17 protein-coding genes are annotated in these 20,183 nt (G+C 63.1%); 8 read left to right on the top strand and 9 right to left on the bottom strand.

Going from position 1 to position 20,183, the window contains the following annotated elements; translation table 11 throughout:
* Position 1 precedes the first annotated feature (1 nt).
* Complete coding sequence (locus ACFQX9_RS08745; RefSeq protein ID WP_377787878.1) at positions 2-847, bottom strand: ABC transporter permease; 846 nt, start codon at positions 845-847, stop codon at positions 2-4.
* Positions 848-1,078: 231 nt separating this feature from the next.
* Positions 1,079-2,050: an aliphatic sulfonate ABC transporter substrate-binding protein gene (locus tag ACFQX9_RS08740; RefSeq protein WP_247295914.1), complete on the bottom strand. Its 972-nt coding sequence runs from the start codon at positions 2,048-2,050 to the stop codon at positions 1,079-1,081.
* 187 nt (positions 2,051-2,237) lie between these two features.
* Here ACFQX9_RS08740 and ACFQX9_RS08735 point away from each other — a divergent pair, with 187 nt between their 5' ends.
* Positions 2,238-5,027, top strand: coding sequence for a [protein-PII] uridylyltransferase (locus tag ACFQX9_RS08735; RefSeq protein WP_085361945.1), 2,790 nt, complete (start codon positions 2,238-2,240; stop codon positions 5,025-5,027).
* Between the two features lie 24 nt (positions 5,028-5,051).
* Here the strand turns inward: ACFQX9_RS08735 and ACFQX9_RS08730 are convergent, their stop codons facing one another.
* Positions 5,052-5,951: a LysR substrate-binding domain-containing protein gene (locus ACFQX9_RS08730; protein WP_377787791.1), complete on the bottom strand. Its 900-nt coding sequence runs from the start codon at positions 5,949-5,951 to the stop codon at positions 5,052-5,054.
* 190 nt (positions 5,952-6,141) lie between these two features.
* On the opposite strand from ACFQX9_RS08730, the gene ACFQX9_RS08725 reads away from it, so the two are divergent.
* Positions 6,142-6,510 carry a nuclear transport factor 2 family protein gene (locus ACFQX9_RS08725; protein ID WP_085349795.1) on the top strand — a complete coding sequence of 123 codons (369 nt, stop codon included), beginning with the start codon at positions 6,142-6,144 and terminating at the stop codon, positions 6,508-6,510.
* A 94-nt stretch (positions 6,511-6,604) separates the two neighbouring features.
* Here the strand turns inward: ACFQX9_RS08725 and ACFQX9_RS08720 are convergent, their stop codons facing one another.
* A complete protein-coding gene (locus ACFQX9_RS08720; RefSeq protein ID WP_018455889.1) occupies positions 6,605-7,135 on the bottom strand; it encodes a methylated-DNA--[protein]-cysteine S-methyltransferase in 531 nt (176 codons plus the stop codon).
* 90 nt (positions 7,136-7,225) lie between these two features.
* Between ACFQX9_RS08720 and ACFQX9_RS08715 the strand changes: the two genes are divergently transcribed.
* From ACFQX9_RS08715 to ACFQX9_RS08705, 3 genes are all read left to right on the top strand, one after another.
* On the top strand, positions 7,226-7,588 hold the full coding sequence (locus ACFQX9_RS08715; RefSeq protein WP_231189569.1) for a DUF1304 domain-containing protein: 363 nt from the start codon (positions 7,226-7,228) through the stop codon (positions 7,586-7,588).
* A gap of 135 nt (positions 7,589-7,723) precedes the next feature.
* Positions 7,724-8,950 carry an ABC transporter substrate-binding protein gene (locus ACFQX9_RS08710; RefSeq protein WP_377787789.1) on the top strand — a complete coding sequence of 409 codons (1,227 nt, stop codon included), beginning with the start codon at positions 7,724-7,726 and terminating at the stop codon, positions 8,948-8,950.
* Positions 8,951-9,181: 231 nt separating this feature from the next.
* Entirely contained in the window at positions 9,182-10,408 is a 1,227-nt protein-coding gene (locus ACFQX9_RS08705; protein WP_377787786.1) for an ABC transporter substrate-binding protein, read from the top strand.
* Positions 10,409-10,492: 84 nt separating this feature from the next.
* Here the strand turns inward: ACFQX9_RS08705 and ACFQX9_RS08700 are convergent, their stop codons facing one another.
* Complete coding sequence (locus ACFQX9_RS08700) at positions 10,493-10,918, bottom strand: DUF1330 domain-containing protein (protein ID WP_018455884.1); 426 nt, start codon at positions 10,916-10,918, stop codon at positions 10,493-10,495.
* Between the two features lie 167 nt (positions 10,919-11,085).
* On the opposite strand from ACFQX9_RS08700, the gene ACFQX9_RS08695 reads away from it, so the two are divergent.
* A complete protein-coding gene (locus ACFQX9_RS08695) occupies positions 11,086-13,299 on the top strand; it encodes a transglycosylase domain-containing protein (protein WP_085349760.1) in 2,214 nt (737 codons plus the stop codon).
* Between the two features lie 355 nt (positions 13,300-13,654).
* Positions 13,655-14,314, top strand: coding sequence for a hypothetical protein (locus tag ACFQX9_RS08690; RefSeq protein ID WP_085361949.1), 660 nt, complete (start codon positions 13,655-13,657; stop codon positions 14,312-14,314).
* A gap of 175 nt (positions 14,315-14,489) precedes the next feature.
* Here ACFQX9_RS08690 and ACFQX9_RS08685 read toward each other — a convergent pair whose 3' ends face one another.
* From ACFQX9_RS08685 to ACFQX9_RS08670, 4 genes are all read right to left on the bottom strand, one after another.
* Positions 14,490-15,329, bottom strand: coding sequence for a M48 family metallopeptidase (locus ACFQX9_RS08685; protein WP_026233044.1), 840 nt, complete (start codon positions 15,327-15,329; stop codon positions 14,490-14,492).
* 217 nt (positions 15,330-15,546) lie between these two features.
* The gene (locus ACFQX9_RS08680; protein WP_018455880.1) at positions 15,547-16,875 is read right to left on the bottom strand and encodes a polyhydroxyalkanoate depolymerase; all 1,329 of its coding nucleotides are present in this window, start codon (positions 16,873-16,875) and stop codon (positions 15,547-15,549) included.
* A 121-nt stretch (positions 16,876-16,996) separates the two neighbouring features.
* Entirely contained in the window at positions 16,997-17,815 is an 819-nt protein-coding gene (locus ACFQX9_RS08675; protein WP_018455879.1) for an ABC transporter permease, read from the bottom strand.
* A 109-nt stretch (positions 17,816-17,924) separates the two neighbouring features.
* Positions 17,925-18,728 (bottom strand): ABC transporter ATP-binding protein, encoded by an 804-nt coding sequence (locus ACFQX9_RS08670; RefSeq protein ID WP_085349757.1) that lies wholly within the window; start codon positions 18,726-18,728, stop codon positions 17,925-17,927.
* 105 nt (positions 18,729-18,833) lie between these two features.
* Between ACFQX9_RS08670 and ACFQX9_RS08665 the strand changes: the two genes are divergently transcribed.
* The gene (locus ACFQX9_RS08665) at positions 18,834-20,144 is read left to right on the top strand and encodes an ActS/PrrB/RegB family redox-sensitive histidine kinase (protein ID WP_018455877.1); all 1,311 of its coding nucleotides are present in this window, start codon (positions 18,834-18,836) and stop codon (positions 20,142-20,144) included.
* Positions 20,145-20,183 lie beyond the last annotated feature (39 nt).

Raw genomic sequence — 20,183 nt, 5'->3', positions numbered from 1 at the left:
CTTATGCTCCCGTTGTACGCCCAAAGGCGTCCTGCCAGCGCAGGAAGGGCGCAGCCGCGATCTCGATCAACCAATCCGTGAGCTTGCCGAGGATCGCGAAGATCACGATGGCGGCGAGGATCTGCGCGGGCTTGCCGAGCTGCTGGCCGTCGAGCAGGAGATAGCCGAGGCCTTCGGACGCGCCGATCAGCTCGGCCGCCACCACGAACATCCAGCCCAGACCAAGACCGACGCGCAAGGACACGACATAGGCCGGCAGCACCGCGGGCAGCAGGATACGGCGGATCATGGCAGGCCCGGAGAGACGGAATGTGCGACCGACCTCGACGATCTTGCGATCGACGATGAGGATCGCGCCCATCACGCCGAGATAGACCGGAAAGAACACGCCGACTGCGATCAGCGCGATCTTCGAGGTCTCGAAGATGCCGAGCCAGAGGATGAACAGCGGCACCCAGGCCAGCGACGGGATCGCGCGCAGCGCCTGCACGGTCGGGTCGAGCAGCCGCCGCGCCAGCGACCAATAGCCGGATATGGCGCCGAGCAAGGTCCCCGCGACCACGCCGAACGCAAAGCCAAGGCCGACACGCCACAGCGTTGCGGCGATGTGACGGATCAACTCGCCAGAGCGGGCAAGATCAACAATGGTGGCGAACACGCGCGAGGGCGGCGGCACCAGCCGGCCGTTGGACCAGCCGCGCCAGACCAGGAGTTCCCAGCCAAGCGCGAGGGTCAGCGGCAGCAACACACCCAGCAATGGACGCGCATAACGCGACAACCACGAAGGCGTGGCGGCGCTTTCGGCCGGTTCCGTAGTCTGTTGCAGGACTGGCGCGTCAGAGATCATGGCCGGTAGGAAGCGCGTCCTGTGCGAGATTGCAAGGGCGCGCGGCATTCTCGGCGTCGTCCCGGACAAGCGCAGCGAAGCGGAGCGCAGATCCGGGACCCCTAACCACGGGAAGGCGTGGCTACGGTGACTCGGAGTTGCCCCTTTGGCGCCAAACCACTTCCTGTGGTTATGGGTCCCGGGCTCGCTTCGCGCCCCGGGACGACGACCGAGTTTGCCGCCCGCCTGCCTTTAATTCGTCGGCAGCGGGACCTGATCGTCGATCAACGCATCCAGCGTCGCCTTCACATCGACCTTGGCGTCGACGACGCCGGCCTGTTGCAGGGCGAGGCCCGCGGCGAGGATCGATTCGCGCTGGGGCGCGCCGATGCGGCTGTGCGTCAGCTCGGTGCGCTCCTTGAGTTGCTTGTCGACGACAGGCTCCGGCAGCTTGGTCACGGCGATGAAGGTCTTCTTGAGCTCGTCGTAATTCGCGAGCGAATATTTGCGCGCCTCTTCGTACACCGCGAGCACGCGGCGGGCGGCGTCCGGATAGTCTTTCAAAAACTGCTCGCGCACATTGAGGATGCCCCAAGTGTTGGCGTCGGCCTTGCGATAGAACAGTTTCGCGCCGTCCTCGACCTCGGCCTGCGCCATCATCGGATCGAGCCCGGCCCACGCATCGACGTCGCCGCGGATCAGCGCGGTCTTGCCGTCGGCGTGCTGGAGCAGCACCGGCGTGATGTCCTTTTCGGTGAGACCTGCGCCAAGCAATGCGCGCACCAGGAAGATGTGCGGATCGGTGCCGCGCGTCACCGCGACCCGCTTGCCCTTGAGATCGGCGACATTAGCAATCTTGGAATCCTTTGATGTCACCAACGCCGTCCATTCGGGACGCGAATAGACGTAGATCGACTTGATCGGGTTGCCGTTGATACGCGCGACCAGCGCCGCCGAGCCCGCGGTCGAGCCGAAGTCGATCGAGCCCGCATTGAGGAATTCGAGCGCCTTGTTGGAGCCGGCCGACTGCACCCAGGTGACGGTGATGCCGTCCTTGGCGAACTCCTTTTCCAGGAGCCCCTTCTGCTTCAGGACCATCGACACCGGATTATAGGTCGCCCAGTCGATACGGATTTCCTTGAGCGGATCCGCCGCCCGCGCCGCGGGGGACATGGCAAGAGCGACCGCTCCCGCCAACAGTATGCGTCGTGTAATCCTGGTCATGCCCGACCTCCTCAAAACTTCATTGTTTTTCAATGAGTTAGATCTAGAAATCAACGAGAAAATCCATCCCTCGAAAGCGCGCCGGCTGAGAACAGCTTTGCCCAAAGCCGCACCTTTCCAGCATGGAACGACTATTGCGAGAGAATGGCGGGTGACAGCGCCGGCCGCCTCTTATATCCGGTGAGACATGGACAGCGTCGCGACTGAACACAAGGCCGAGGTGGACGATCGCTTCGACACCGCGCGGATCACCGCCGCGGTCGATGCGCTTGCCGAGAAGCACCAGGGACGCGAGGACGCGTTCCGCACGGCCATGGCGCAACTGCTCAAGGCCGAGCTGATTGCCTCGCGCGCTGCGGCACAGACGATCCTGCTGAAGGACCGTCACGGCCGGCGCTGCGCCGAGCGACTGTGCCACGTGCAGGACGAGATCATCCGCATCCTGTATTCGGCCGCGACCCGCCATCTCTACCGCTCGCCGATTCCGAGCGGTGCCGAGCGCATGGCAGTGGTGGCGACCGGCGGCTATGGCCGCGGCCTGATGGCCCCCGAGTCCGACATCGATCTGCTCTTCATCCTGCCCTACAAGCAGACCGCCTGGGGCGAGCAGGTCGCCGAGGCCATTCTCTATTGCCTCTGGGACATGGGGCTGAAGGTCGGTCACGCCACGCGCTCGGTCGACGAGTCGATCCGGCAGGCGCGCGGCGACATGACCATCCGCACCGCGATCCTGGAGACGCGCTTCCTTACCGGAGACCGGCCGCTCTATGACGAGCTGGTTGCCCGCTTCGACAAAGAGGTCGTGCAAGGCACCGCGTCCGAGTTCGTCACCGCGAAACTCGCCGAGCGTGAGGAGCGGCATCGCCGCGGCGGCCAATCGCGTTATCTGGTCGAACCCAACGTCAAGGACGGCAAGGGTGCGCTCCGCGACCTGCACACGCTGTTCTGGATCGCGAAGTACGTCTACCGCGTGAGCGACACCGACGAACTGGTCGACCGCGGCGTGTTCGACGCGCAGGAATACCGCACCTTCCGCCGCTGCGCCGACTTCCTCTGGTCGGTGCGCTGCAATCTTCACTTTTACTCCGGTCGCCCTGAAGAGCGCCTCTCCTTCGACCTCCAGCGCGAGATCGCCGTCCGGCTCGGCTACACCTCGCATCCCGGCATGCAGGACGTCGAACGCTTCATGAAGCACTACTTCCTGGTCGCCAAGGAAGTCGGCAACCTCACCGCCATCCTCTGCGCCAAGCTCGAGGACCAGCAGGCCAAGCCCGCGCCGGTGCTGAGCCGGATGATGGCGCGGCTGCGCCCCACCGCGGTGAAGCGGCGAGTGCCCGACAGCGACGACTTCATCGTCGACAACAACCGCATCAACGTCGCCGCGCCCGACGTGTTCAAGCATGATCCGGTCAATTTGATCCGCATCTTCCGTCTGGCGCAGAAGAACAATCTCGCCTTCCACCCGGACGCGATGCGCGACGTGACGCGTTCGCTCGGCCTGATCAACGCGCAGATGCGCGAGAATCCCGAAGCCAACCGGCTGTTGATGGAGATCCTGACATCCGACAACGCGGAAATCGTGCTGCGGCGGATGAACGAGACCGGCGTGCTCGGCCATTTCATCCGTGCCTTCGGCAAGATCGTCTCGATGATGCAGTTCAACATGTATCATCACTACACCGTCGACGAGCATTTGATCCGCTGCGTCGGGTTCCTCCAGGACATCGAACGCGGCGGCATCGAGGAATTCGCGGTGGCGAGCGACCTGATGCGCAAGATCCGGCCGGAGCATCGCTCCGTGATCTACATTGCGACGCTGCTGCACGACGTCGCCAAGGGCCGGCCCGAGGATCACTCGATCGCCGGCGCCAAGGTGGCGCGACGGCTCTGCCCGCGGCTCGGCTTCAGTCCGGCCGACACCGAGCTCGTGGCCTGGCTGATCGAGGAGCATCTGACGATGTCCACGGTCGCACAGTCGCGCGATCTCTCCGACCGCAAGACCATCGAGAATTTCGCCGCCGTGGTGCAGTCGGTCGAGCAGATGAAGCTCTTGACGATCCTGACCACCGCCGACATCCGCGGCGTCGGCCCAGGCGTGTGGAACGGCTGGAAGGCGCAGCTCTTGCGCTCGCTGTACTACGAGACCGAACCGGTGCTGACGGGTGGCTTCTCGGAGGTAGACCGCGGCAAGCGGCTCACGGCCGCGTATGCCGAATTCCGTAACGCCTTCGCGGAATGGCCGGCGGAAGAGCTCGACGCCTATATCGCCCGGCACTATCCGGCCTATTGGCTCAAGGTCGAGCTGCCGCGCAAGATCCGCCACGCGCGCTTCGTCCGTGCCAGCGAGCAGGCGGGCCACAAGCTCGCGATCAATGTCGGCTTCGACGAGGTGCGTGGCGTCACCGAGCTGACCATCTTCGCCGCCGACCATCCCTGGCTGCTGTCGATCATCGCAGGCGCCTGTGCCTCGGCCGGTGCCAACATCGTCGATGCCCAGATCTACACCACGACCGACGGTCGCGCGCTCGACACCATCTCGATTTCCAGGGAATACGACCGCGACGAGGACGAGGGACGGCGCGCCACACGCATCGGCGAGATGATCGAGGACGTGCTGGAAGGCAAGCTGCGTCTGCCCGAAGTGGTGGCCCGGCGCACCGTGCGCGGCAAGGCGCGGCCGTTCGTGATCGAGCCGGAAGTGACCATCAACAACCAATGGTCCGACCGCTACACAGTGATCGAAATGTCCGGCCTCGACCGCCCCGGGCTGCTCTACGAGCTGACCACCGCGATCTCGAAGCTCAACCTCAACATCGCCTCGGCCCATGTCGCGACCTTCGGCGAGCGCGCGCGCGACGTGTTCTACGTCACCGATCTCCTGGGCGCACAGATCAGCGCGCCGACACGTCAGGCCGCGATCAAGAGCGCGCTGACCCACGTGATGGCCGGCGACAAGGCGGTTCAGCCAGCGGCCTGACTTCTCTCGTCATTCCCCGCTGAATCATCGCGCCGACTTTTGTTCGGAGAATCGCAGCGCGTTCACCAGCGCAGACAGCGTCGCCGGTTGATGCCGACGACTGGGATAATACATGAAGAAGCCCGGAATTGGCGGAGTCCAATCCTCCAGCACCCGGACAAGGCGGCGCTTCGCAACATATTCGGCGACCTGCTCTTCATAAGCGAGTCCCACACCAACCCCGGCGAGCGCCGCCTGGATCACCAGGTGGGTATCGTCAATGATGAGTGGGCCGTTCACGTTGATCGTGACCGACTTTCGTCCCTGCTGAAACTCCCACCGATATGGTCCACCCGCAAGACGCAGCGTAATGCACCGATGATCGTTCAGATCCTTTGGTTTCTTGGGGATGCTTCGTGAAGCGAAATAGCTTGGCGAGCCCACTACCGCCAATCGCAGTTCGGGCGTGAGGCGAACCGCGATCATATCCTTTTGAATGTACTCGCCAAGCTGGATACCGGCATCGAACTCGCCTGCAACAAGGTCCACGGGGCCAGTGACGGTAACAACGTCCAGAACGATGTCCGGGCAGGACTCAGCGAAAGCTCTCAACCGCGGCAACAACACCATCACGGCAGCTGATCGTGACATTACGATTCGGAGACGACCTTCGGGTCGCTGCCGAACACTTCGGGCCTTGTCGAGGGCGTGACGAATTTGCTCAAGCGCCGGAGACAAGTCTTCCAAAAGAGCTGCCCCCGCAGCGGTTGGCGCAACGCTCTTGGTTGTTCGAGCGAGCAGCTGCAGCTCAAGCCGTTGCTCAAGCCTCCGGATTGTGTGACTCAAGGCAGACTGAGACACACCCAGCTTTATCGCAGCGCGCGTAAAGCTTCGTTCACTGGCCACGATTGCGAACGTCGCGAGCTCGTTCAATTCGTTTGTCATCGTCTATGAATATCGATCATAAGCCCATGCCGTGCAAGTCGGCTGGCTTCATAAACAACTATGCCGTAGGCTCCCACCCGCAATTCGACGACCTACGGTGCTTTTCTGCACGGGGCGCCAGGCTGACGCTCGGCACGGCTGGCCGGGCCGGGCCGCATGAATGCCCGGTGTAACGGCTTTGAGGATGACAATGAATACGGACGTTCCCGCCTTGCACTCCCTTGCGCAAACCTATTTCGATGCTGCCTATGAAATGGATGCCGAGAAATTTGCATCCATATTTCACCCCTTGAGTTCCGTGACGAAGGTCGCCGAGGACGGCAACGTGGGCGTGACGCCGATTGCGACCTGGCTGGCAGCGGTCCGCGACATGAAAGCTCCAAAGCAACAGGGCTTCGAGCGAGACGATCAGATCCTGTCGACGGATGTTGAAGGAGAGCTCGCGCTTTTGAAGGTGAAATTGCGCATCCCGCCGCGTTACTTCACAGACCTGTTGTCGTGCTTGAAGGTGAACGGGACTTGGAAGATCGTGCAGAAAGTAATGACGTCGAACGTCTGATGGATTCGGTCACGGCGGGGGAGAGCGGCCGAAGGCTCGCTCGACGGCCCATCGCCGGCCGCCGCCAATCGCTCAACCGTTGTCAAACAGGCGCTTAGACCGCCACGCCTTCATGCCGCAGCAGCCAGCGCTTGCGCTCGAGGCCGCCGCCATACTTCACCAGAGAACCATCGGCGCCGATCAGGCGGTGGCACGGCAGCACCACGCTGATCGGATTGGAGCCGTTGGCATGGCCGACGGCGCGAATGGCTTTGGGCGTGTCGATCCTTGCGGCGAGCGCGCCGTAACTCATTGTGGTGCCGGCAGGGATTTGCGCCAATGCATTCCAGACCTTCTGCTGGAACGGCGTGCCGGCGATGCGCCAGGCGATGTCTGAGAGCTGGCCGAGATCGCCGTCGAAATAGTCCGACAGCGCAGTCCGCATGGCCGCGGGCGCGGGCTGGTCACTCAGGTCCACCAGACCGTAATGCAGGCGCAAGAGCTCGCGCATGCGGTGCTCGTAATCCTCCCAGTCGAGCGCGCGCAAGGCGCCCTCAGCGTCGGTGATCAGCAGCGCGATCCCGATCGGCGTCGCCAGCCGATCGAGGCCGAAGCTTACAGGCGGTTTGGTCGGTCGCGCGGGCATTGCGGCACCATTGCATCGAAACACGCCATCGCACTTGCCACGCCAGCCGTGCTAGCGTCCACCCGAAAGCTGACGCTGGGGGAGCTCAACTTGATCTGGATCGCGAATATCCTGGTGGCGCTGGTCGCCGCACTGCACGCTTACTTCCTGATCCTGGAGATGTTGCTCTGGGACAAGCCGCAGGGCTTGAAGGTTTTCCGCAACACGCCGGAGAAGGCAGCGATCACCAAGGTGCTGGCCGCGAACCAGGGACTCTATAACGGTTTCCTGGCCGCCGGCCTGGTCTGGGGGCTGGTGCACGGCAATCCGGCCTTCGCGTTCCAGATCAAGGCGTTCTTCCTGCTCTGCGTGATCGTGGCCGGCGCTTATGGCGCGGCGACCGTCAGCACGCGGATCCTGATCGTGCAGGCGCTGCCGGCGGCGCTCGCGCTGTTGGCCTTGTTCCTGACCTGAGATGCCATAGCGCGGCACCGCGATCCTTGCGCGGCGCCTGCCGTTCCTCCACAATCTCCGACAGCGATGGCGACCGTTGGCAATCAACGGGACAAGACCGTCGGTCGGAAATTCCGTCAGGAGGAACAAGCCCACATGAGCAATCGCAGAGCCTTCATCACCGCCACGGCGGCGCTCGCCTTCACGTTCTCCGCCAACCAAGCTCTCGCCCAGAAGAAATACGACACCGGCGCGAGCGACACCGAGATCAAGATCGGCCAGACCGTGCCGTTCTCCGGGCCCTATTCCGTCTACGCCAATATCGGCAAGACCCAGGCCGCCTACTTCAAGATGATCAACGATCAGGGCGGCATCAACGGCCGCAAGATCAATCTGATCCAGTATGACGACGCCTATTCGCCGCCGAAGACGGTCGAGCAGGTGCGCAAGCTCGTCGAAGGCGACGAGGTGCTGTTCACCTTCCAGATCATCGGCACGGCCGCGAACGCTGCCGTGCAAAAATATCTCAACGGCAAGAAGATCCCGCAACTGCTGGCCTCGACCGGCGCCGCGCGCTTCAACGATCCGCAGAACTATCCCTGGACCATCGCCTATAATCCCAACTACGTGTCCGAGGGACGCATCTACGCCAAGTACATCCTCAAGGAGCATCCGAACGCCAAGATCGGCGTGCTCTACCAGAACGACGACATGGGCCGCGACTATCTCGCCGGCCTCAAGAGCGGTCTCGGCGACAAGGCCGCCAGCATGATCGTCGGCGAGGTGTCCTACGAGGTCACCGATCCGACGGTGGACTCGCAGGTGGTCAAACTGAAGTCGTTGGGCGCCGATCTTTTCTATGATGCCTCGACACCCAAATTCGCGGCGCAGGCGATCAAGAAGGTCGCCGAGCTCGGCTGGACGCCGGTGCACATTCTCGACATCAACGCGAGCCCGATCTCGGCGACGTTGAAGCCGGCCGGTCTCGACATCTCCAAGGGCATCATCTCCACCCAATACGGCAAGGAGCCCGGCGATCCGCAGTGGAAGGACGATCCGGGCGTGAAAGCGTTCTTTGCCTTCATGGACAAGTATTTCCCCGAAGGGGACAAGCTCAATACCGTCAACACCTATGCTTATTCAGTCGCCGAATTGCTGACGCAGGTGCTGAAACAGTGCGGCGACGACCTGTCGCGTGAGAACGTGATGAAGCAGGTCGCTAACATCAAGGACTTCACCCCGAGCTTCGCGCTACCCGGCATCAAGATCAACACCGGGCCGAACGACTACCGCGTCAACAAGCAGATGCAGATGATGAAGTTCAACGGCGAACGCTGGGAGCTGTTCGGCCCGATCATGGAGGATGCGGGTCCAGCGGGTTAGCCTCTCGGATATCTCATAGGGCGGGTTACGCCCGGCGGACTGCACTTCGCGCATCCGCCGGCGCTGCCCACCTTACAAACCTGCTGCGCAGCCGCGCATGCTACGAACTGCGGGCGCACGCCCAAACTTGCGTTGCAACAACGCCTCATCCACTATCGCCGTCAGCGGTGACATCAGGTGCGCACAGGCGCACCTGATTGATCACCGGCAACAAACATTGAGGAAATGCGAATGAGGAATGGAATGCTGCATCTGGCCACGGCAACGGCGCTGACCCTGGCGCTATCGGTCTCGGCGGCCAATGCCCAGAAGAAATATGATCCGGGGGCCAGCGATACCGAGATCAAAGTCGGCCAGACCGTGCCGTTCTCGGGACCGGCATCGGCCTACGCGTCGATCGGCAAGACCCAGGCCGCCTATTTCAAGATGATCAACGACCAGGGCGGCATCAACGGCCGCAAGATCAATCTGATCCAGTATGACGACGCTTACTCGCCGCCAAAAGCAGTGGAGCAGATGCGCAAGCTGGTCGAGAGCGACGAGGTGCTCTTGACCTTCCAGATCATCGGCACGCCATCGAATGCGGCCGTGCAAAAATATCTCAACTCCAAGAAAGTGCCGCAGCTGTTCGCGGCCACCGGCGCCTCGAAGTTCACGGACCCGAAGAACTTTCCGTGGACGATGGGCTACAACCCTAACTATTTCGTCGAGGGCCGCATCTACGGCCAGTACATCCTGAAGGAATATCCAAACGCCAAAGTCGGCGTGCTCTATCAGAACGATGATCTCGGCAAGGACTATCTGAACGGCATCAAGGCCGGGCTCGGCGACAAGGCCGCCAAGATGATCGTCAACGAGTCCTCCTACGAAGTCTCGGACCCGACCGTCGATTCGCAGATCCTCAAGATCAAGGATGCCGGCGCCGATCTGTTCTTCAGCGCCAGCACGCCGAAGCAAGCGGCGCAGGCGATCAAGAAGATCGGCGAGATCGGCTGGAAGCCGGTGCAGATCGTCGACATCAACGCCACCTCGGTCGGCGCGGTGATGAAGCCTGCCGGTCTCGACGCCGCCAAGGGCGTGATCAGCGTCAATTACGGCAAGGATCCGCTCGATCCGACCTGGAAGGACGATGCCGGCCTGAAGAAGTATTTCGACTTCATGGCGAAGTACTATCCGGACGGCGACAAGGATTCGAACTTCAATACCTACGGCTACGGTACCGCCCAGCTTTTGGCCCACGTGCTGCAGCAGTGCGGCGACAACCTGACGCGCGAAAACGTCATGAAGCAGGCGGCTTCGCTGAAGGACGTGACCAGCGATATCGCCCTGCCCGGCATCAAGGCCAACACCTCGGCGACCGACTACCGCGTCAACAAGCAGCTTCAGATGATGAAGTTCAACGGCGAACGCTGGGAGCTGTTCGGCCCGCTCCTGGAAGATGCGGGTCCGGCGGGTTAGTTTTCTCGGAGCAAGCAGGTGAGGCGTGGATGGCCGAGTCAAGCCCGGCCATCCACCTTGAGGAGGGAGTTCCGCCGACGCCGCTCAGGCCGGCACCTCGCCAAAGTTCTTGCCCACCGGCAGCACCGCGTGCCGAATGAGCCGTGAATCCTCCACGGCGGCCTGCCTGTGCTTAACCGCTTCGCGATAGACGGGATCGCGGATCATCTCGACGAACGCGGCGACGCTTGGGTATTCGGCGATGAAGCAATGGTCCCAGCGCTCAGTCTCGGGGCCGATCAGCATCAACTCGAATTTGCCTTGCCAGACGATGCGGCCGCCGAGGCGTTCGAACACCGGGCCGCTCTCGCGGCCATAGGCCGCATAGGCTTCCGCGCCGCTCGCCTTGCGGCCATCTGGATAGGCTGCCTCCTTGCGTAAGCGCACCAGGTTGAGCATGTGGATCGGGCCGGGACGGTCGTTGTCCCGGAACTGCGCGAAAATCTCCTTGGTTGGATCGATGTGGCCCATCTGAGTTTCCTTTTCTTTTATGCCGGCGATCCTAGCTCTGCCGACCTCCCAGCGGAACTGCGGCCAGCGAATGCCGCACCTCCTAATCGCGCGTTAAGCTCTGGGTAACCGGGCCTTAAACAGCGACCGCTAGCGTGCGGCGGGGCGGGCTGACCGGGCGTTTGCGTATGGGGTTGGGAAAGAAAAAGGGTGGGCGGAAGGAGCCGTTGTTCGGCTTGCCTGCGGCACTCGCCGATCTGCGCCTGACCGCGGCCGACCGCATTCCTGGCGGCGATGAGAAGCCGAAGAAATCAACGAAATCATCTGCCAAGCGCAAGAGCGAGGATGCCGGCGACGAGCCGCCGCGCGAGCGGAAGGCGCCAGCCGGCCGCGGCAGTGCCAAGCGCCGATCCAAGTCACGCATCGGCGCGAGCCTCGGCCGCCTGGTCTATTGGGGCGCGGTGCTGGGCCTGTGGGGCGCGATCGCCGTGATCGGCGTCGTGATCTATGTCGGCGCTCATCTGCCGCCGATCCAGTCGCTGGAAATCCCCAAGCGGCCGCCGACGATCCAGATCGTCGGCATGGACGGCAGCATGCTGGCGCAACGCGGCGAGATGGCCGGCGCCAACGTCTCGCTGAAGGATCTGCCGCAATATCTGCCCAAGGCGTTCATCGCCATCGAGGATCGACGCTTCTATTCGCATTTCGGCATCGATCCCGTGGGCATCCTGCGCGCGCTCGTCACCAACGTGCTCCATCGCGGCGTGTCGCAGGGCGGCTCGACGCTGACGCAGCAATTGGCGAAAAACCTGTTCCTGACCCAGGAGCGCACCATGGCGCGCAAGCTGCAGGAAGCGGAGCTCGCGATCTGGCTGGAGCGCAAGCATTCCAAGAACGAGATCTTGGAGCTCTATCTCAACCGCGTCTATTTCGGCTCCGGCGCCTACGGCGTCGAGGCCGCCGCGCAGCGCTATTTCGGCAAATCGGCCAAGAACGTCACCGTCGCGGAAGCGGCGATGCTGGCCGGTCTCGTCAAATCGCCCTCGCGGCTCGCGCCTAACCGCAACCCCGAGGGCGCAGAAGCGCGCGCGAAAATCGTGCTCACTGCGATGGCGGATGCCAAATTCATCACCGAAGCGCAGGCGCAGGCCTCGATCGGCCAACCCTCCTACAATGTGAAGCCGGTCGGCGCCGGCACGGTCAATTACGTCGCCGACTGGATCGGCGAGGTGCTGGACGATCTGGTCGGCCAGATCGACGAGAGCATCAAGGTCGAGACCACGATCGATCCGAAGCTCCAGAGCGTGGCGGAAGCCGCCATCATCGACGAGCTCGCGGCCAAGAGCGTGAAATTCAATGTCAGCCAGGGCGCACTGGTGGCGATGACGCCCGACGGCGCGGTTCGCGCCATGGTGGGCGGGCGGAACTATTCCGAGAGCCAGTACAACCGCGCGGTCACCGCCAGGCGCCAGCCGGGCTCCTCGTTCAAGCCGTTCGTGTACCTGACCGCGCTCGAGCAGGGGCTGACGCCCGACACGGTCCGCCAGGACGCGCCGATCGAGGTCAAGGGCTGGAGGCCTGAGAACTACACCCACGAATATTTCGGCGCGGTGACGCTGACCCAGGCGCTCGCGATGTCGCTCAACACGGTCGCCATTCGCCTCGGCCTCGAGGTCGGGCCGAAGAACGTGGTGCGCACCGCGCACCGGCTCGGCATCTCCTCGAAACTCGAGCCCAACGCCTCGATCGCGCTCGGCACCTCCGAAGTCTCGATGGTCGAGCTGGTCGGCGCCTATGCACCCTTCGCCAATGGCGGCTTCACGGCGACGCCGCATGTCGTCACGCGGATCAGGACGCTCAGTGGCAAGCTGCTCTACATGCGCCAGGCGGACGAGCACAACCAGGTGGTCGACCCGCGCTATGTCGGCATGATGAACGCGATGATGCGGGAAACGCTGATCAGCGGCACCGCCAAGAAGGCGGAGATCCCGGGCTGGCCAGCGGCCGGCAAGACCGGCACCAGCCAGGACTACCGCGACGCCTGGTTCATCGGCTACACCGCCAACCTCGTCACCGGCGTGTGGCTCGGCAATGACGACAACTCGCCGACCAAGAAGGCCACCGGCGGCGGCTTGCCGGTCGAAGTCTGGTCGCGCTTCATGCGCACAGCGCACGAGGGCGTGCCGGTAGCAGCCTTGCCGAGCTCTCCAGGGGGCTGGGGCCTGTCGAACCTGGCGCAGGCGACGTCGCAGGTGTCGCCGCCAACAGCGGCAGCGCCCGGACCCGCACCGGCCAGCAACGGCGGCTATCGCCCACCCCCCACGCGCGCCAATGCGCGACCGGAGGCAGCCGCAGGACTCGATGGCTGGCTGATGGACCGGCTGTTCGGCGGGAATCGCTAGCGCCGACCTGAGGTCCGGGTGACCTCAAAACAAAAACAAGCGAAAACAACCCCATGCACAGTAGCCGAGGATAACGAAATCAACGGCTTGCGTGAGTCGCAAGACGACTGATTCTGACAGCAAAGCCATTTGACACCTCGGGCAAAACAGAACCGTTCCGCCATCATCCCGAACGCGGCCGCTATCTCGGCTCTCCCGGTTCGCCACCGGTGTCGTCTTCGGCAAGTCCTGCCTACCATGGCAAAATCGGCCGATCCCCGCAGCTCCCGGAACGCAAAAACACCAGTCTCTTCAAGCTCCGGTCGGCGGCCCGGGATTTGCTCTCACAGGTTGAGCAAGTATCGGAGAGCGTTCCATGATGTCGGGTGTATCCAGCGCGGCGTTGCCTCATCTGCGACCCGCATCAACGTCCGCTTCGAATAGGACATCGAGTCTTCAGCCGGCGGGACCGGATGCGACTGATGCTGCGACCGACGGCTTTCGGATTGACGTCTCGCAGGTCAAGCCCCTGACAGGCGCCAAGTCGATATCGGCGGCGGACAATCCTCACCTGCGCGACCTCATGGCAACGAACTGGCTGATGACCCATGACACGAGCGCAACTCAGTCGGTCGTCTCGGACGATGCCACTGAGAACACCTATGCTCAGGTGAAGGTCGACGGCAAGGTGGTCGCCACCCTGTACAATGGCGGGTCCTCAACGATGACCAACGAGGCGGCTGGAAAGATCGGCAAGCTGGAGGATCCACCCGATCTGAGTGGACCAGATCTGGCGCAGTGGCGGGCCGACAGATACGCCGAGCGGCTCGGTGGCACCGTTGAAAAAGCTTCCACCGCGATCACGCAATCGCAATGGACCCCGCGTGAAAGCAGCTCCGCAACCTATAGCCGCGATCAACTCGACGCAGCCTTCCAGGCGATGCTGGCCGAGGGCCAGAAGGCCGGCGTGCAATTGCAGTCATCCTATCTCGCCTCGCGCACGCAGCCGGGGACAAGCGCGGATGTCAGCGCCTGAGCAGAGGGATGAATTGAGTACGCGCGGACGTCGCTGCATTCTCAACTGTCATTCCCGCGAACGCGGGAATCCAGTACGCCGCGGCCTCTCGGTTCAATAACAACCGCCTCGGAACACTGGATCGCCCGGTCGAGCCGGGCGATGACAGCGTCAGATGGAGGTTGGCAGCGAGGGCCTAATCCTCGACCCCGTAGCGGTGCAGGTCGTTGCCGTACGTATCGAGCCACTTCTTGGCGCGCTCCATCGACGGGCAGACCTTGCCGCAGACGCGCCAGAACCGCGCCGAGTGGTTCATCTCAACGAGATGGGCGACCTCGTGGGCGGCGAGATAGTCGAGCACGTAGGGCGGCGCGAGGATCAGGCGCCAGGAGAACGACAGCGAGCCAGCCGAGGTGCAGGAGCCCCAACGACTGGATTGATCGCGGATCGAGAGCCGCTTGACCTTGACGCCGAGCTCGGCGGCATAGGATTCCGCCGCACGCTGAAGGTCGCGGCGAGCCTCGCGCTTGAGGAAGTCGCTGATGCGACGGTCCGCATGCTCGACGCCGCCGGCGACGCAGAGAATGCGCTCCCCGCTGTCGCGCACTTCCGTCCACACCGTACCGCGCGTGCCGGCGCGATGAACGATGCGATGGGCCGTGCCGCGAAGTGGTATGACTGTGCCAGGCTGGAACGGCGCGGCCTTCGGCAAACGGCCGAGACGTGCCGCGATCCACGCGCCGTGGCGCTGCGCGAAGTCTTTTGCTTCGGCGAGCGTGCCGCGCGGCGGCATGGTGAGGATGGCTTCGCGATCGCTCGGATGAATTCTGAGCGTGTAACGGCGCGCGCGGCGATGCCGGCGCAGTCGAATCGCAAAATATTGCGATCCATGGGTGATCAGGAGGGTCTTCGGCTCGTGGGGCCGCCGATAGAGGAGTGCGCGAGTGGCCATGTCTGTCAGTCCGGGGGGCAGGAGAGCGCCCGGATTCTGCCATAACCGCCGCCAGGGAAAGCGCTCGGCGCAAAAACAAATCATTTGCCCAATATACAGGGGTCTGGCGTCCGGGAGACCCTACAGACTGGGGTTGGAACCGGCTTTTTTCGCCCCCGTTCGGCGCATGTGGCACCCCCAAGGGGTGAGGTTGGACTCACTCCTACAAAGCTACCTAAATACCGCGAATCTAGCGGGAACTCGCCCCTGTCGGAGCCTCCGACAGGGCGTCGATTTTCAGCGGGAAAGCCGAAAAACGCGATTATTCGGCCGCGAGAGCCTGCAATGAGCTCGGATTCGCCGCCGAGACCATGAAGTCGTGGATGCGCGGCACGATTTCCGATTTGAAGCGCGAGCCATTGAACACGCCGTAATGTCCGACGCCCTTCTGGACATAATGAACGCGGCGGTGATCGGGAATCGAGCTGCACAATGTGTGCGTTGCTTCGGTCTGACCGATGCCGGAGATGTCGTCGTTCTCGCCTTCGACGGTCATCAACGCGACGCGCGTGACCTTGGAGGGATCGACGCGTGTTCCACGATGGGTCATCTCGCCCTTCGGCAGCGAATGCTTCACGAACACGGTGTCGACGGTCTGCAGGTAATACTCGGCGGAGAGATCCATCACCGCGAGATATTCGTCGTAGAAGTCACGATGCTTGTCGACGAGGTCGCCGTCGCCCTTCACCAGGTTGGCGAATAGCTGCTTGTGGGCATCCATATGCCGGTCGAGATTCATGCTGATGAAGCCGTTGAGCTGCAAGAAGCCCGGATAGACGTCGCGCATCATACCCGGATGCGGGAACGGCACCTTGGTGATGACGTGGTTGCGGAACCAGTCGATGCCGCGCTCCTGGGCCAGGTTGTTCACCGCAGTCGGATTGCGCCGGGTGTCGATCGGGCCGCCCATCAGCGTCATCGAGGTCGGCACAAAGGGATCGCGTAGCGCTTCCATAATCGAAACGGCAGCGACGACGGGAACCGAGGGCTGGCACACCGCCAGCACATGCGTGTTGCCGCCGAGGACATGCAGCATCTCGATGACGTAGTCGATGTAGTCGTCAAGATCGAAGCGGCCGTCGCTGAGCGGCACCATGCGGGCATCGGCCCAATCGGTGATGTAGACCTCATGCGCCGGCAGGAAAGCCTCGACGGTACCGCGGAGGAGCGTCGCGTAATGGCCGGACATCGGAGCGACGATCAGCACGCGTGGATGCGGACTGCGCAGTGGACGGGCGAACTTGCGATCGAAGTAGAGCAGGCGGCAGAACGGCTTTTCCCAGACCGAGCGGACCTCGACGGGAACGCGGATGCCGTTGACCTCGGTGTCGTTGAGGCCCCATTCCGGCTTGCCGTAGCGGCGGGTGGTGCGTTCGAACAATTCGCAGGCCGCGGCAACGGACTTGCCAACCTCGGTGCGTGCCCAGGGGTTCAGCGGATTCTGAAACAGGAGCTTGGTCGCGTCCGTGATCGCACGCGCCGGATTGAGAGAGGCTTGCCCCATCTCGTACATCCAGTACATCGGCGTCGTCAGGACAGGACTGCCTTCGGCCACCAGGGGCGGCGCGCCGCCAAACTCACCAATCGGCATCGCTATATTCCTCTTCGCATCGCAGCATACTGCCGAATGCGTAATATTGCGTCAATGCATGGTTCCGTACATCTACGTGGCCGAGGTGCCCAAACCGGGCAGAATCCACGAGAAAGTGACGTTATTCGCCGCCTGACAGCAGCGAGCCCTGCATCCTGGCGCTGCGCAAAAGGGCAAGGAATGCCCCAAAAGATGCAAGCAACAGCACCGCGTTGATGGCCAACGCGCTCAGCATCAGATCGGTCCTGAAGGTGTTTTCGATCAGCAGCGCGCGCATCCCTTCGAACACGTAGGTCGGCGGCAGCGTCCAGGCGATGTATTGCAACCAGACCGGCAGCACGCTGACGGGATAGTAGACGCAGGCGAGCGGCATGATGCCGAACATCAAGGTCCAGACGATGCTCTCGGCGCCGAGGCCGTTTCGCAGCACCAGTCCGGAGACGAAAATGCCGACCGACCAGCTCGTGAAGATCAGATTGCAGAAGAACGCGATCAGCGGCACGCCGAGCGCATAAACATTGAAGTGAAACAGGAATAACGCGAGCAGCGTCATGGGGATGACGCCGATCGCGAGCCGGATCAGGCTCATGATCATCAGGGACAGCAGAAATTCGATCGGCTTCAACGGGCTCATCATGAGATTGCCGAGGTTGCGCGCCCACATCTCTTCCAGGAACGAGATCGAAAAGCCGAGCTGCCCGCGAAACAGGATGTCCCAGAGAATGACGGCGCCGATCAGGGTGCCGCCGGCACGCGCGAAGAAGTTGGCATTCTGCGCGATGTAAAGCTGCAGAAAGCCCCAGGTGATGACCTGCAGCGCCGGCCAGTAGAGCAGCTCGAGCAGCCGCGGCCAGGACGACAGCAACAGGTACCAATAGCGCAGGATCATCGCGCCAATGCGGTGGACGGAGATGCCGCGGTGGAGGGAGAGTTCGGTCATTGCGGCACCGCGTAGCCCGAATGAGCGAAGCGATATCCGGGACCTTGCTGGCGGCGTTCCCGGGTATCGCTTCGCTCACCCGGGCTACGGTCGCAACATACGGCCTGGCTCATCGTGCCACCTCCTGCGCGCCGTTCACCCTTCCGCGCGCGACGTCCAGAAACACCTCTTCCAGCGTGGTGCGGTTGTAGCGGGCCATGATGGCTTCGGGCGTATCGTCGTCCTCGATACGGCCGCGCTTCATGATGATGACGCGATCGCAGAGCCGCTCGACCTCGAGCATGTTGTGCGACGCCAAGAGGATGGTGGCGTTGTTCGCCATGCGATAACGCTCCAGATGCCCCCGCACCCAGTCGGCGGTGTCGGGATCGAGCGAGGCGGTCGGCTCGTCCAGCAACAGCAGCTCGGGCTGGTTGATCAGCGCCTTGGCAAGCGCAACGCGCGTCTTTTGTCCTGCGGAGAGCTTGCCGTTGGCGCGGTCGATGAACTCGGTGAGATCGAGATCGTCGGCGAGCTCAGCGATGCGATCGGAGAGGTTCTTCACCGCATAGAGCTTGCCGAACACCGTGAGGTTCTGACGCACCGTGAGCCGCATCGGCATGTCGACATAGGGGCTCTCGAAGTTCATCCGACCCAGCACGGACGCGCTGTCCTCCGGCATCCGATGCCCGAGCACCTGCACGCGGCCGGAGGTCGGCAGCACGAGGCCCATGATCGTCGCGATGGTCGTGGTCTTGCCGGCGCCGTTGCCGCCCAGCAGCCCCGTGATGCTGCCGCGCGGAAGCGAAAAGGAGATGTCGTCGACGGCGCGGGTCTGCTTGTAGACCTTGACCAGGTGATCGACCGCGATTGCCGCGGAGAGGCTGCGATCCGCGACAGTCGGCCAGCTTGAAGCCTTGTCATTCTCCGTCATGCTGGGCGTTCTTCTGCTATTGCAGCGGAGAGCGCAAGGCTTGTAATCCGGCGGTTCCGTGAGCCGCGCGCTTGTGATCGAGAAGGCACCGCCCCATTGGCCGAAATGACCGAACTTGCCGCTTCCGACTTTCGCCCCGCGCAGCGGCATATCCGCCTGGATACGATCCTGCGACTGCGCTGGCTCGCGGTGCTCGGCCAGCTCGCCGCGATCTTCATCGTGGCGCAGGGGCTGGAATTCAATGTCGAGATCGTTCCCTGCGTCAGCATCATCGCCCTGTCGGCGGCGCTCAATCTGGCGCTCCAGACCGTGTCCAATCCGCTGCAGCGGCTGGAGCCGATGCAGGCGGCCGGACTGCTCGCGCTCAACATCGTGGAGCTGGCGGGTCTCCTGTTCTTCACCGGCGGACTCCAGAACCCGTTCTCGTTCCTGTTCCTCGCGCCCGTGCTGATCTCCGCGACGGCGCTGCCGGCCCGCTTCACCTTCGGCCTCGGCGTGCTGGCTGTCGCCTGCGCCTCGGTCCTGTTCTTCTTCCATCTGCCGCTGCCCTGGGATTCTGATGATCCGCTGGTGCTGCCGCCGATCTATCTCGTCGGCGTCTGGCTCTCGATCGCGCTCGCGATCGGCGTCACCAGCCTCTACTCGTTCCAGGTCACCGAGGAGGCGCGCAAGCTCGCCGACGCGCTGGCCGCGACCGAGCTGGTGCTGACGCGCGAGCAGCATCTGACCCAGCTCGACGGCCTGGCCGCAGCCGCAGCGCACGAGCTCGGCACGCCCCTCGCGACGATCTTCCTGATCTCGCGCGAGCTGGAGAAGACGGTGAAGGAGCCGAACTTTGCCGCCGACCTGAAGACCCTGCGCGAGCAGACGCAGCGTTGCCGCGACATATTGAGCAAGATCACCCAGCTCTCCTCCACCGGCGCGCCGTTCGACCGCATGAAGCTGTCGGAGCTGATCGAGGAGGTGGTGGCGCCGCACCGCGATTTCGGCGTCGATATCAAGGTGCGCATCGCCGTCGCCATCGTGGCCGAACCGGTCGGCTCGCGCAATCCGGCGATCCTCTACGGCGTCGGCAATATCGTCGAGAACGCGGTCGATTTCGCCCGCACCACCGTCGAGGTGAATGCGTGGTGGAACAAGGACACAATCGAGCTCGTGATCTCCGACGATGGTCCCGGCATTCCGCCTGACATCCTGAACCGGATCGGCGAGCCCTATTTGTCGCGGCGGCGCAGCAAGGACGAAGGCGGCGGCCTCGGGCTCGGCGTGTTCATCGCGCGCACCTTGCTGGAGCGCACCGGCGCCAAGGTCTCGTTTACCAACCGGACCTTTCCCGACCATGGCGCAGTGGTCCAGATCACGTGGCCGCGAGACCGTTTTGAGGCTATCGAGACCTTCGAAGAAACAATAGGATAGCCGCGACCTTGCGTCGCACAACGGGGCCGATCGACCATT

The sequence above is a fragment of the Bradyrhizobium sp. GCM10028915 genome (assembly GCF_042666195.1).
Taxonomy (GTDB): Bacteria; Pseudomonadota; Alphaproteobacteria; order Rhizobiales; family Xanthobacteraceae; genus Bradyrhizobium; species Bradyrhizobium canariense_D.
This window is presented reverse-complemented; position numbering and strand designations above follow the sequence as displayed.

Bases quoted from the DNA above. Each gene is read 5' to 3' on its own strand.
- ACFQX9_RS08745 (WP_377787878.1), bottom strand. From the start codon at position 847: ATGATCTCTGACGCGCCAGTCCTGCAACAGACTACGGAACCGGCCGAA.
- ACFQX9_RS08740 (WP_247295914.1), bottom strand. From the start codon at position 2,050: ATGACCAGGATTACACGACGCATACTGTTGGCGGGAGCGGTCGCTCTT.
- ACFQX9_RS08735 (WP_085361945.1), top strand. From the start codon at position 2,238: ATGGACAGCGTCGCGACTGAACACAAGGCCGAGGTGGACGATCGCTTC.
- ACFQX9_RS08730 (WP_377787791.1), bottom strand. From the start codon at position 5,951: ATGACAAACGAATTGAACGAGCTCGCGACGTTCGCAATCGTGGCCAGT.
- ACFQX9_RS08725 (WP_085349795.1), top strand. From the start codon at position 6,142: ATGAATACGGACGTTCCCGCCTTGCACTCCCTTGCGCAAACCTATTTC.
- ACFQX9_RS08720 (WP_018455889.1), bottom strand. From the start codon at position 7,135: ATGCCCGCGCGACCGACCAAACCGCCTGTAAGCTTCGGCCTCGATCGG.
- ACFQX9_RS08710 (WP_377787789.1), top strand. From the start codon at position 7,724: ATGAGCAATCGCAGAGCCTTCATCACCGCCACGGCGGCGCTCGCCTTC.
- ACFQX9_RS08705 (WP_377787786.1), top strand. From the start codon at position 9,182: ATGAGGAATGGAATGCTGCATCTGGCCACGGCAACGGCGCTGACCCTG.
- ACFQX9_RS08700 (WP_018455884.1), bottom strand. From the start codon at position 10,918: ATGGGCCACATCGATCCAACCAAGGAGATTTTCGCGCAGTTCCGGGAC.
- ACFQX9_RS08695 (WP_085349760.1), top strand. From the start codon at position 11,086: ATGGGGTTGGGAAAGAAAAAGGGTGGGCGGAAGGAGCCGTTGTTCGGC.
- ACFQX9_RS08690 (WP_085361949.1), top strand. From the start codon at position 13,655: ATGATGTCGGGTGTATCCAGCGCGGCGTTGCCTCATCTGCGACCCGCA.
- ACFQX9_RS08685 (WP_026233044.1), bottom strand. From the start codon at position 15,329: ATGATTTGTTTTTGCGCCGAGCGCTTTCCCTGGCGGCGGTTATGGCAG.
- ACFQX9_RS08680 (WP_018455880.1), bottom strand. From the start codon at position 16,875: ATGCCGATTGGTGAGTTTGGCGGCGCGCCGCCCCTGGTGGCCGAAGGC.
- ACFQX9_RS08675 (WP_018455879.1), bottom strand. From the start codon at position 17,815: ATGACCGAACTCTCCCTCCACCGCGGCATCTCCGTCCACCGCATTGGC.
- ACFQX9_RS08670 (WP_085349757.1), bottom strand. From the start codon at position 18,728: ATGACGGAGAATGACAAGGCTTCAAGCTGGCCGACTGTCGCGGATCGC.
- ACFQX9_RS08665 (WP_018455877.1), top strand. From the start codon at position 18,834: ATGACCGAACTTGCCGCTTCCGACTTTCGCCCCGCGCAGCGGCATATC.